Origin of the sequence: Seonamhaeicola sp., assembly GCF_028281565.1 — a bacterium.
GTDB lineage: Bacteria > Bacteroidota > Bacteroidia > Flavobacteriales > Flavobacteriaceae > Seonamhaeicola.
Genome location: NZ_JANQJQ010000040.1, coordinates 15,404 through 27,781 on the forward strand (window position 1 = coordinate 15,404; position 12,378 = coordinate 27,781).

Below are 12,378 nucleotides of genomic sequence, written 5' to 3' on the forward strand. Positions count from 1 at the left end.
TTACGAATTTAAAGCATCCTACAACATGGATTTATCAAATATTAGCGGTAGTAAATTTGCCAGCGAATTTGATTTTACCACTTTACCTGTTGCTCCCATAAAGTAAATTTCTATAGGCAATTCCTGCTTAATTTCATACTCGGCAATGGCTTGCCTGCAAGCGCCACAAGGTGGAATGGGTTCATTAGTTACCTTATTTTTAGAACCGGCTGTTAATGCCATCTTAAGCACTTTGGCTTCAGGGAATTGAGACCCCGCATAATAAATAGCTGTTCTTTCGGCACACAGTCCTGAAGGATACGATGCATTTTCCTGATTGTTCCCTGTAATAATTTCGCCATTATCTAAAAGCAGGGCAGCGCCAACCAGAAATTTTGAATAGGGTGCATAGGCCTTTTTACGAGCTTCAACAGCTTTTTGCATTAATAAATAAATAGCTTTGGGAAGTGCTTCCAGGTTGTCGTAAACAAAAAAAGTAGATTCTATTTTTATTTCCTTCATACCTTATAAAATTACAGAAACAATCTTAGACAAAAAAACTACTGCCAAAAGCAATAGTTTTTCTATAGAATTGATATCTTAATTGTTATTAAAATTCCTGATATTCTCCTTCGCCTATATTAAAGGTTAAAGAGAAACGAAGCGTGTTCTCTAAAGGGCTCTGAACTTTTGATGCCGAAAATAAATACGATAAATCAATATTTATGATATTAGCTTTAAAACCGGCACCTAAAGCTAAAAACTTTCTGGCTCCTTTATCTTCGCTTTCATTAAAATAACCCGCTCTAAACGCAAATGAGTCCTGGTATACGTACTCAGCACCTAAAGCCCATGTAAACTCTTTCAACTCTTCACTAAATCCATCCGGTGCATCGCCAAACGACTGGAACATTCCCGAAAGGAAGCTCACATCCGGGTCTTTTCCTTCTACAATTATTGTGGGCTCATCATTATCCTGAGTTTCATCTCCATCTGTATCAACATAACCATAAACAGGCGGTGTTGGCACTAATAATTTAGCTACCTCGGCAGTTACTGCAATTTTGTTATAATCATCAAATATAAAATCGAAACCACCACCTAAACGCAAGTTTGTTGGTTGGAAGTTTTCCTGCCCACCATCATCATACTTGAATTTTGGCCCAATATTCTGAATGGCAAAACCGGCTCTCCATCTCCCGTTAAAATCTGCATAGGCTTCTTCTTCACTTTGGTAATATCCGGAAATATCAACTCCGAAAGTATTAGCTGCAGAAGCATCTCCATCTACACCATCCAACCTTAAATCTGATCTTAAATAACGCATGGCTACCGACATGGCGAACTGATCTGATAACCGCAAAGCATAAGATATATCTAAAGTAAACTCGTTAGGTCTTTGGATTAAAGCTTCTGAAAATTCATCGGCCACAAATTCAATATCCCCTAAAGAAAAATATTTTAAACTAGCCGCAAAAGCACTTTTTTCGTCTAAACGGTTAAAATAGGTTACATTTCCCAGGAAAATATCATTGACCAGTTTACTTAAATAAGGGGTATAACTTACACCAAACCCCGATTTCGTCTCAGAAAAAGCATATTTAGATGAATTCCACTGTTGAGAAAAGGCATCAACAGAGGTTGCAACTCCCATATCTCCCATAGATGCAGCTCTTGCATCCGGAGCAATTAAAAGAAACGGAACTCCCGTAGTAATGACACGTCTGTCTTGATTAGGTAAGATTATGGTTTCCTGGGCAGTCAATTTTATCATAAAAGCCAATGCCAATAATAGCAATATTCGATTCTTCATGAATAAGTTTTTATTTAACAAATATAATTTTTTATTAGAGTATAACAAGTTTCTCTATTTTTTCTACTTTCTTATTTAGCAGGTTTGAGCGTACCGTTAACTTATAAATATAAACGCCTTTACCTATTTTATCTCCAAAATCATCTCTGCCATCCCATACAATATCTCTGGACAAAGAACTTGTAGATTTAAATCCACCTGTGGTTTGTCCGTTGATAGTTCTTACCAGTTTACCTGACACAGTGAATATCTGTATAGAAACGTCTAAAGGCTCTGAACTATTGTGGTTGAACCAAAATTCTGTGTAATTTACAAATGGATTGGGGTAATTTAACACATTATTTATAACTAATTCCTGATTTTGGTCATGTACAACAAACTGAATTTCAGCCAGAGAGGAATTATTGTAAACATCCCAGGCTTTTAAGGTTAATGTATGTAAACCCGGTTCTAAGTCCCTGAATGGAAAACTCACCACTCCTTTCTGATAGTCATCAACCTCTGTTTGATAATAATCATTTAAAACAATAGGATTGGTTTCGTCACCATCAATAATAGCAACAATATCATGACCGATACCACTGGACGTATTAATCCCATTAGCATCTTCTAATTTTGCCAATAAGGTTGGCGATTCATTAGTGATACCACCGGACACAAAATTCTCATCGTTCATATAAAGCGTTATTACCGGTCCGGTATTATCTTCGGCGGCATTTTCATTAATACCCCCTATTCTTACCGTATTTACACTTGCCCCTGCCTGGTCTTCTGATAATTCATCATGTTTGGCATAAAAACTCACTTTACCAAAACCAACCGGAATACCAATATCTTTAGGGACCACAAAATCAAACTCAAAGGTACCATTGGTAACAGATGCCTGACCTCTGAAAATGATTTCCCCAAGCGTGGTAAAATCTAACCGCACAACTTCGCCATTTAACTGTGTTCCATCATTTGCAAGGGTTTGTCTGTCAATCGGCTTATCATAAATAGTTGTTGAAAGGGTTCCGTTATAGTCAGTTAACACATTCCCCGAAAGGTCTGTTACTTCACCTGCTAATTTTACATGACTTAAAGCTTTCAATGTATCTGTAGCTTGGCCTATAGGGACATCGTTGAGCGCCGTTAAACGAATATTTGGTTTTGGAAATGCCAATTTCATAGCGGGATCGCCAATAAAAAATATTAATCGCCTTTGGCTATTATTTGAAATAGACGGATCATTTTTTGCTAATCTTAAGGCTTCTGCCATGGATGGGTATTCATAATCTGAATAAGAATCCGTATCGCTATAAGAAAATAAATATTGCCCAAGGGTATTGTTAAAGGTTATGGCAAAATTCACGAAGATTTGTCTTGTGGTTGTTATTAACCCAATAGCTCCTGCCTGCTTGTTCCAATAGGTGAATTCTCCGGCTGTTTCCCTGAACGGATTGTCAAATTTTGTAAACTCACAGGTAACGGTTACAAAACAGTTCAGCTTGCAAAAATTACGAAGTCCGTTAACATCTGGTTTTAATAAAATACGTTCCTGGGCCAGCCCGTCTTCACCACCATGTCCAAAATAATTTACCACCAAAGCACCATTATCAACCGCATTTACAAATTCATTGGTTACTTGCGGATATCTGTCTCCTCCTGCCGACGACTCCTGTTGAAAAGCGTCACTATGAATTTTTATAACATTTATAAACGGTTTTTCCTGGGTGACTAAATTCCCAATGTTATCGGTAGTTTCCTGTAAAATACCTTCCCAATCCTGATCAACATCATCAGATACCGCTACAAAGTTATTTCGCCAGCTTCCAAAAGCTTCTTTTACATAATACGACTCAATTTTATCTACCATTTCTTTAGCACGTTGGGGCGTATCAGCCAAAATTCTACCTACAGCAATATCCAGTCTGTCACTGGTGGTCATGGTACCCTCGTTGTCGTCCATCATGCCATAAAAGTCATCAGACACAAAAGAACCGGTCAAATTAAAACTATTATAAGAATACCAAGAAGGCACTATATTGGTATTATTCGAGATCCTGTCTTTGTAATCAAAAGAGCCATCCCCAAATAAACACAGGTATTTAATCCGGTTTTCAGGCGCACTTGCATTATCATAAATATATTTTACCAGATTTCTAATGGCTCCGACATCCTGATTACCGGTGCTGAATTCGTTATAAACTTCATCTAACCCCACCACTTTTACATTCAAACTGTATCGGCTCCTGTTTATTTCGGCCAAACGTTGAGCCTCATTCAGCATGTTATTTGGTGCCACAATAAGATAATCCAGGTCCTGAAAACTCCCGGAACTATTCTGAAAAATGGTCCCTTTGATATTTTGATTGGCTACGGTGGTTTTAGAATCTAATTCAGGCTCAAAATAATCCTGGGGCGATACGGCTACATACGTTTTTAAACTTCCTAAAGTTGATGTAAAACTTAAATCATTGCTTGATGCTTCATTAATAAAATTTGATACGTTATAAATATCGGTTACATCCCAAATTTCAGAAATACCGGAGGCATTGCTAATATTATATTGTCCAACTCCCGAAACTGAAGCTACATTGTTGTTCTTAAATTGAAATTGATTCCCGTCAAACCTCAACCCTCTTTCTCCCTCAATAGAAATATAGTCTAAATAAGCCAAGGCGCTTGGGTTCCCCTGGTTATTATAATTAAGTCCTACCTGAATATTTGATGAACTCACGTTTACACTTCCAAAATAAATGGCTTCTCTTGCCAGACTTGACGACGATGCAGCTCCAATACTTAATGTTGAAACCGTATTACCATTTACGGTTACATCCATTGAAGTTGCTGTGGACGACGTTGCTGCCACATAAACTTTTAGAGTAATGGGCTGTGAAGTTACCAAATCCGGGAAATCAAATTCAAAAGTCTTATTACTATCAACATCAAACCGATCTCCAAACCAACGCCTTCCCAGAAATGCGATATTGTGTTCATCAATTTCATGAAACTGATAATCATGAAATGTATCAATCATAACATCCGGTGCTCCGCCTGGTTGTGAAAAAGGTTGAATACGCTTACCAAACCCTGAACCCACATGTATATAGTAATAGGTTTGATCTGTATAACAATTAATATTGGTATTGCTTTCCTGGTTGTACTCCTTAGGCCCCTGGGCATAAAACAGGATGTGATCTTCATTGTCAAAAACACCGTCTTCTTCTCCAACAAACTTTATAGCATTTTCAGTAACATCAAAAGGATAGGGCTCTGAATTTGAAAACGGGATCATGCGTCCGCCATTGCCAAATAGCCTGATAGTTCTGGGGTCAACACTATTTACATTAACTCCTAATCGCTGTAAAAAGCTTTTGGACAATTTAAAAACACCGGTAGTATCCACATAGAATCTGTACCACTGACCGGTACTCAAAACCGAATTTGAAATAACTTTTGATGTTCCGGTCCCTTTTCCTTTTAGCGAAAGCCTGTTACTCCCTGAAGTATTATAACTTATTTGAAAAGAGACTATCTTTTTATAGGCACCATTTTCTTTGATAATAGGCGTTATCTGAAAAAAAGCATATTGCTTATCTCTACCTACAGAATTTTTTAAACTATAATTTAAGGTATTTGGTATTTTAGACAGATCTAAGTCGTGCAATTCATTTTTTGAAATGGAAGCATAGCTTACATTTGTCACCTTTATTGAAGCCTCATTTACATTACTGCTAATGGGCCACTGGTCTGTAAACAACAAACCGCTTTCAAAACTAAATAAAGCATGTGCTTTATTAAATGATGGAATTTTAAAATTAAAATGGCTCGCGGAAATGGTTTGAGTACCTTCCCAAACTATAGTATAGTTTTTTTGCTGAGAGAACCCAATTACCGAAGCCAGTAATAAAAGCAGTAAAATTTTCTTTTTCACACGTTCAAATTTTAGTAATTATCTGATATTTTGATTATAAAATTAAGAATCCCGATAGCTATCGGGACAACCACGCCGTTCTCCCATTAAACCTGCCTGCCGGCAAGTAGGAATTTCAAAATATCAAATAAAAAAGCAACTTTTAAAATTTGTTAATGTTCGTTTCATTGCTAAAATAACGCCATTAACGATGTGTTATTATTTAAAAATCTACAATTTTGGATTTTGAAACAAAAATACAATAATAAATTGGTTAAACGCACGTTATTACAACACTAAATGGCTGTAAAAAACGGCAAAATCATCGATGAAATGCACCAAAAACAGGGTGAAATACACTTTTTTTTGGTTAAAATGCAAAAAACAGCTTGCTTTATTCGGTTTAATTCTTATATTGCAGCACCAAAAATATTATTAGCTTACTTAAACTTATGGATATGAAAAAAGTAGTAGCATTCAAGATTTTATTAGTTTTAGCTCTAACAGTGGTTACAACTGGTTGTAAAAAATCTTCGAGTTCAAAGAATACCTCAAGAGCTACAGGATGGCAAATAAATTCTAGAGAAGGTGGTTTTCAGTACAATACAAACTTTAAAGAGCAGGAAACGGCTCCCGGTTTGGTATTTATTGAAGGGGGTACCTTTACCAAAGGTCGTGTTCAGGACGATGTTATGCATGACTGGAATAACAGCCCTACTCAGCAACACGTTCAGTCTTTTTATATGGACGAAACTGAGGTTACCAACGCTATGTACATGGAGTACTTAGATTGGATCAAAAGAGTATACCCACCATCTGACGAAACCTTCAGAGCAATCTATCACGGTGCTTTGCCGGATACTTTAGTTTGGAGAAACCGTTTAGGTTTTAACGAAGTAATGACAGAGAACTACTTACGTCACCCTGGTTACGGTGAGTATCCTGTGGTTGGCGTTAGCTGGATCCAGGCTGTTGAATTTGCTAACTGGAGATCTGACCGTGTAAACGAATATAACTTGGAAAAAGCCGGATACTTAAAGCGTGATGCCAAAATTACCGATGTTAATGCTGAATCTACTTTTAATACGGATACATACATTAATGCTCCAACATTAACCTATGGTGGTAATGAAGAGGTTATTAATGGTGATGGCAGAGGCAGAAGAAATGTACAGGTTGATGCTGACGGAAATGAAACCGGTATATATGCCACTCGCGAAACCGGTCTTATTTCTCCAAAATACAGACTCCCAACAGAGACAGAGTGGGAATACGCCGCTTTAGGATTAAGCGAAATTAGAAGTTATAACTTATACCGTGGACGTAAAAAATATCCATGGGACGGACAATACACACGTAACGGAAGCAGAAAATACCGTGGTGACCAATTAGCAAACTTCAAGCAAGGTAAAGGTGATTACGGCGGTATTGCAGGTTGGTCTGATGACGGCGCCGATATCACTAACGCTGTTAAATCTTATGAGCCTAACGATTTTGGTTTATATGATATGGCCGGTAACGTGGCAGAATGGGTTGCTGATGTTTACAGACCTATTGTTGATGATGAGTTCAATGATTTTAACTACTATCGTGGTAATGTTTATACTAAAAATGCCATTAACGATGACGGCACTGTAAAAGTCGTTACTATCGATGACATTGTTTATGACACCCTTTCTAACGGTAAAGTTGTTGCCAGAAATTTACCTGGTGAAATAGTGCAGATTCCAATTGACGAAAACGAAACTTATCTGCGTACCAACTTTGACAGAAGTAACGAAATTAACTTTAGAGATGGAGACAAGCGTTCTTCCCGTTACTTTGAAAGCTTTAATGATGAAGAAGGTGAAGAAGGAAATGGAGATGCCGAGACCAGAAAGATGTATAACTCACCAAAACATACCATTACCAGAGATGAAGATGGTAACATTATCAGAGAATTTGATAAAGACAACAACAGAACCTCTTTAATTAATGACCAGGTTAGAGTTTACAAAGGTGGTTCCTGGAAAGACAGAGAATACTGGTTAGATCCGGCACAAAGACGCTACTTCCCACAAGATATGGCTACAGACTATATCGGGTTTAGATGTGCCATGTCTCGTGTAGGCTCAAAAAGTAAGTCTAAAAATAAAACTAAGAATTAATCATTCTTTTAGATAAATTAAAAAGTCCTAGCTTTTAGTTAGGACTTTTTTTAATACTTTTAATTCAAAATTTACATCTCAGATCATTGAATACGGAACAACTTCATCAGCTTTTTTTAAAGTGTAGCAAAGCAAATACAGATACCAGAAAAATTGAAGCAGGCGATATGTTTTTTGCCTTGAAGGGCGAAAACTTTAACGGCAATCAATATGCAGATCAAGCCATAGAAAAAGGTGCTAAATACGCTGTTGTTGACGAAGCCGCCTATGCCACCCGGGATAATATCATTTTAACTGATAATGTTCTTGAAACCCTTCAAAAACTGGCCACATTCCATAGGGATTATTTGAATGTTCCGATCATAGCGCTTACCGGGAGTAATGGTAAAACAACCACCAAAGAGTTAATAAACGCCGTGTTATCTCAAAAATATAACACGACTGCTACGACCGGTAATTTAAACAATCATATTGGCGTTCCGTTAACCCTGCTTTCCATGACTAAAGAAACAGAAATTGGCATTGTTGAAATGGGCGCTAATCATTTAAAAGAGATTGATTTTTTATGTGCGATAGCAAAGCCTGATTACGGGTACATTACAAACTTTGGTAAAGCGCATTTGGAAGGTTTTGGTGGTGTAGCGGGTGTTATTAAGGGTAAAAGTGAAATGTATGAGCATTTAATTTCCAATGAAAAGACCATTTTTGTAAATGCCAATGATGCTATTCAAATGGAAAAAACCAAAAATTCCCGGACCTTTAGTTTTGGAAATGAAGCATCTGACCTTCAAATCAATCTTATAGGTACCGTACCTTATGTAAAAACCGGGTATAATAATTTGATTATTGAAAGTCATTTAATTGGCGAGTACAATTTTGGCAACATAGCTGCAGCCATTGCCATTGGGCATTATTTTAAAGTTAAGGACCAGGCTATTAAAACAGCCATTGAGCATTATATTCCTGCCAATAACCGTTCTCAAATTATAAATAAAGGCAACAACAGGATCATCCTGGATGCTTATAATGCCAACCCGACCAGTATGAAAGCCGCTTTACTGAATTTTGAAAAGCAACCGGGAAACAAAATAGCTATTTTAGGTGACATGTTTGAATTGGGAAAGGATGCTGAAACGGAACATCAAAATATGGTTGATTTAGCTATTTCTTTAGATATTGATCAATTGGTATTTGTTGGGGACAACTTTTTTATGACTGACCTAAATGCTTCCAAAGCTTCCAAATTTATATCGTTTGATGCCTTTAAAAATGATTTTAATACCGCATTGCTTAATAAGTCAACCCTTTTAATTAAGGGCTCCAGGGGTATGGCCCTGGAAAGGATCCTTGATCTGTTAAATTAAAAAAGTGCTGCTTCTAATTTTGAAAAAATTATAACAACACTTCCTTTAAGTTCTCCCTAAGAACTAATTAATAGCATGGTAAATATCTGAAAATAACGCAAGTACCACAATACTCAATTTGAGTATTAATCATCTAATTTCAATTCTTTTCGTTATAACACCTATTAATTAGACAAACATTATATAATAGCTTTATTCGCTTTAATTAAAGCAATGAGTTCTCCGGTGGAAGACAATTGAAGTTTTTTTAGAATATTACGCCTGTGGGTATCAACCGTATGAGAGCTGATATTGAGCTTCTCCCCTATTTCTTTACTGGATTTATTCAGTAGCAATAACCTGATGATGTCACGTTCCCTGTTACTGATCCCGTTAGTTAAAAGCTTTTGCGAGAAATTATTAAAATACTTGGTTTCGTATTCGTTTTTATCATTCAGTAATTTAGCTGTGGCAGTAATATCCAATTTAATTTGGTGATCTAAAACCGTATAATGTGCAAGGCCTATAATTGGCTTTAATTGAGAATCCAGCACTAAAGGTGTTGTATTTTGAATGATGTTAACATAAACACCCCGGGCGTTTTTAAACCTGTAATTCCAGGTATAGCTCATTTGCTTTCTTTTTTCTTCAGAAATGGTATCTAAGGTGAAATCCATTAGATCATTAAGGGCCTTTAACCAGGGCTTAACATCGTCCGGGTGAATTCTGCTCCAAAAATATTTCATCCCGCCTTTATGAAACTCTGCTCTATCAATTCCAATACAAGAAGTCATGTTCTTGCTTATGTATTCAAAAGACAGGTCTTGTGTATTAGTAATGCAAAAAAAAGTAGAACTATACGGCCAATAGGCATCCAGTTCTATAATTTTTTCAATGTGCTTTTCGAGAGAAGGATTATCATAAGACTCAAAGATATCCTGATAAGCAAGTTTAATATCCCTTAATATCATATTTATAACAATTCCTGCTAAAGTTAAGCAAAAAGAATATGAACTTCTTAGAGATATAGTAAAAAATAAAGTATGTTATTTCTTTTCCTGGGTCAGTTGAGATTTTAAATCTGCCAACAGCTCTTCTATTCTGTTAATGATCTCCTCATTATCCCGAAACGTTTTATAATAGGGCCTTTCTTCATTCACGGTACGTTCCGTAGCATCCCTTAACAGCCAGTTTAAGTCAACCTCAGGAAACTCTTTAATAATTTTATTAAGGAAATCTATCGATATTTTCTTTCCGTTTACATACTGAGAAAGCTGAGAGTAATTCATATCAAATTCCTTGGCCAATTCACTCAATGTAGCATATTTACTCTTTATTACTTTTTTAAGCTTTTCCTCAAAGGTCATTATTTAGAATAATTAAAAATTATACTTATTGTTATAATTATTTTTGTTTATATAATTATTTATATATATTTGTATGTAAATTCACTCAAATCTAAACATTTTTAAATGAATTATGACAAATTTAAACAAATTATACTCATATTATGACGTCTCTACACCAATTCAACAAAAGGCTTTAAAGGAGTTACTCTTAAATCATCTTCCCAAAGAGTACACCAATAAGGTCATTGAAAAGCTTCAGGCTAAAGATGTTACTATAGACCGGCAAACGGTTAGAAATGTCAAGGCTGGTATTAGTAAAAACATTATGGTCTTTAATGCCATCATTGAAGTGGCTCGTGAATTTAAAGCCATTTCAGACCGCTTAAAAGAGAATCTTCAAAACTTAAAATAACTAATTGAATTTACATCATTGATAAAAGCCCTTTTTCTAAAATCTTAAAAATGCCTATAAAAAAAAGAGAACACCAAAAAATAGAAAACCGCTTTAAAGAAATTTTCAACACAACTGTTGAGGGGCCTACTGAAGATTGCCTTACCAATCATATAAATGGGGTTTATACCGTTGTAAAGGAGCCCCTGGTAAGACAACAAATCATTCAATTGGCAAGGCTTTGCGAAGAAGTTCCTTTAAACACCACATTAAAGGCTTCAGGAGGAAACATAGTTGTTGAATTTTGGTAATCAAACTATTAATTCTAAGAATACTTAATAGCAAAAGTAATTTTGAAGTGTTGCTTCCATGTCACCCGGCCTGAACTTGTATTGTCACCTAAAAATCTCTTGAAGTTTGGGCTGGGTACTTTTGCAAACTACGGTTTTTCTGAGCATTTAGAAAAGAGGGTGTCTAAAAAGTAATCCGTATGTCACATTGAGCGCAGTCGAAATGTCTTAAATCATTGATGACAATCAATAGGTTTCTACACAGCTCAACCTGACAATGAAAATAAAGGCTTTTTAGACACCCTCCTCTTTAGTTTTGGGCGCGAGGGATTACATATCCCTAAGCGAGACCACTCCTGCAAGTACAATTCCCGTATGCCTTCGCATACCTTATAATTTTTGTTTTTGGAAAACACTTCATAGTCTCTCAAAACCCATCCCTGATCCCGGGAGCAAATCCTTTTTAATTTGACAACCGGTTTCGTTATTCGACATAATAATTATCTAAAAGTGTTGGAATACTATAAATGAAAATAAAAAGTAACCTTTCCAAAGGTGTGAGGGATTGTATATCCCTGAGCGAGACCACTCCCGCAAGTACAATTCCCGTATGCTTTCGCATACCTTATAATTTTTGCTTTTGGAAAACACTTCAAGCAAGCTCAGTGCTTTCCAAAAACAAAAATTCCGATTTGAAAAAATTCAAATCGGAATTGTAATTGATGTGGGCGCGAAGGGATTCAGCTTGTCCCGAACTAGCTTCGGGAAACCCCTGACCCTCCCGATGTAAAATCGGGATGCTCTGAACCAACTGAACTAAGCCCCTATTAGTTTCTCTATCATACGTCTACTCTTCCATTTTTTTATCTGCCTTTCCCTAGACAAAGCATCTGATCGAGTCTCAAAAACTTCAAAGTACTTTAATTCCCAATCTTTTGCCTTAGACGTAAACCCCTTTTTACTTAATAAGTGACGTTCAATTCTACCGCTAATATTATTTGTAGAACCAACATAATATTTGTCCAACTCTTCTGAAAACAGTATATAAATATAAAATTTTTCCATACAAAAAAGGCTCCCATTTCTGGAAGCCTTGTGGGCGCGAAGGGATTCGAACCCCTGACCCCTTGGGTGTAAACCAAGTGCTCTGAACCAACTGAGCTACGCGCCC

The 12,378-nt window shown here is 36.4% G+C and carries 10 protein-coding genes and 1 tRNA gene; 4 read left to right on the forward strand and 7 right to left on the reverse strand.

From position 1 onward, the window contains the following. Positions 1 to 18: 18 nt before the first annotated feature. From cdd to porU, 3 genes are all read right to left on the reverse strand, one after another. Positions 19 to 501 (reverse strand): cytidine deaminase, encoded by a 483-nt coding sequence (cdd, locus tag Q0983_RS16125; protein ID WP_299555707.1) that lies wholly within the window; start codon positions 499 to 501, stop codon positions 19 to 21. Between the two features lie 88 nt (positions 502 to 589). Next, a complete protein-coding gene (porV, locus tag Q0983_RS16130; protein WP_299555709.1) occupies positions 590 to 1,792 on the reverse strand; it encodes a type IX secretion system outer membrane channel protein PorV in 1,203 nt (400 codons plus the stop codon). A 34-nt stretch (positions 1,793 to 1,826) separates the two neighbouring features. Next, a complete protein-coding gene (gene porU, locus Q0983_RS16135) occupies positions 1,827 to 5,708 on the reverse strand; it encodes a type IX secretion system sortase PorU (RefSeq protein WP_299555711.1) in 3,882 nt (1,293 codons plus the stop codon). A gap of 431 nt (positions 5,709 to 6,139) precedes the next feature. On the opposite strand from porU, the gene gldJ reads away from it, so the two are divergent. Together gldJ and murF are read left to right on the forward strand one after the other, a co-directional pair. Continuing rightward, positions 6,140 to 7,834: a gliding motility lipoprotein GldJ gene (gene gldJ / locus Q0983_RS16140; RefSeq protein ID WP_299555713.1), complete on the forward strand. Its 1,695-nt coding sequence runs from the start codon at positions 6,140 to 6,142 to the stop codon at positions 7,832 to 7,834. Positions 7,835 to 7,920: 86 nt separating this feature from the next. Next, the gene (gene murF, locus Q0983_RS16145) at positions 7,921 to 9,198 is read left to right on the forward strand and encodes a UDP-N-acetylmuramoyl-tripeptide--D-alanyl-D-alanine ligase (RefSeq protein WP_299555715.1); all 1,278 of its coding nucleotides are present in this window, start codon (positions 7,921 to 7,923) and stop codon (positions 9,196 to 9,198) included. A gap of 179 nt (positions 9,199 to 9,377) precedes the next feature. Here the strand turns inward: murF and Q0983_RS16150 are convergent, their stop codons facing one another. After that, entirely contained in the window at positions 9,378 to 10,148 is a 771-nt protein-coding gene (locus tag Q0983_RS16150) for a LuxR C-terminal-related transcriptional regulator (RefSeq protein ID WP_299555717.1), read from the reverse strand. A gap of 75 nt (positions 10,149 to 10,223) precedes the next feature. Further along, entirely contained in the window at positions 10,224 to 10,544 is a 321-nt protein-coding gene (locus Q0983_RS16155) for a helix-turn-helix transcriptional regulator (RefSeq protein ID WP_299555719.1), read from the reverse strand. A gap of 112 nt (positions 10,545 to 10,656) precedes the next feature. On the opposite strand from Q0983_RS16155, the gene Q0983_RS16160 reads away from it, so the two are divergent. Then, entirely contained in the window at positions 10,657 to 10,938 is a 282-nt protein-coding gene (locus tag Q0983_RS16160) for a hypothetical protein (protein WP_299555721.1), read from the forward strand. A 50-nt stretch (positions 10,939 to 10,988) separates the two neighbouring features. Continuing rightward, entirely contained in the window at positions 10,989 to 11,228 is a 240-nt protein-coding gene (locus tag Q0983_RS16165; protein WP_299555723.1) for a hypothetical protein, read from the forward strand. Between the two features lie 795 nt (positions 11,229 to 12,023). Here the strand turns inward: Q0983_RS16165 and Q0983_RS16170 are convergent. Both Q0983_RS16170 and Q0983_RS16175 read right to left on the reverse strand, forming a co-directional pair. Further along, positions 12,024 to 12,272, reverse strand: a complete 249-nt coding sequence (locus Q0983_RS16170) for a GIY-YIG nuclease family protein (RefSeq protein WP_299555725.1) — start codon at positions 12,270 to 12,272, stop codon at positions 12,024 to 12,026. A gap of 31 nt (positions 12,273 to 12,303) precedes the next feature. Continuing rightward, positions 12,304 to 12,378, reverse strand: a tRNA-Val gene (locus Q0983_RS16175).

Bases quoted from the DNA above. Each gene is read 5' to 3' on its own strand.
- cdd (WP_299555707.1), bottom strand. From the start codon at position 501: ATGAAGGAAATAAAAATAGAATCTACTTTTTTTGTTTACGACAACCTG.
- porV (WP_299555709.1), bottom strand. From the start codon at position 1,792: ATGAAGAATCGAATATTGCTATTATTGGCATTGGCTTTTATGATAAAA.
- gldJ (WP_299555713.1), top strand. From the start codon at position 6,140: ATGGATATGAAAAAAGTAGTAGCATTCAAGATTTTATTAGTTTTAGCT.
- Q0983_RS16150 (WP_299555717.1), bottom strand. From the start codon at position 10,148: ATGATATTAAGGGATATTAAACTTGCTTATCAGGATATCTTTGAGTCT.
- Q0983_RS16155 (WP_299555719.1), bottom strand. From the start codon at position 10,544: ATGACCTTTGAGGAAAAGCTTAAAAAAGTAATAAAGAGTAAATATGCT.
- Q0983_RS16160 (WP_299555721.1), top strand. From the start codon at position 10,657: ATGACAAATTTAAACAAATTATACTCATATTATGACGTCTCTACACCA.
- Q0983_RS16165 (WP_299555723.1), top strand. From the start codon at position 10,989: ATGCCTATAAAAAAAAGAGAACACCAAAAAATAGAAAACCGCTTTAAA.
- Q0983_RS16170 (WP_299555725.1), bottom strand. From the start codon at position 12,272: ATGGAAAAATTTTATATTTATATACTGTTTTCAGAAGAGTTGGACAAA.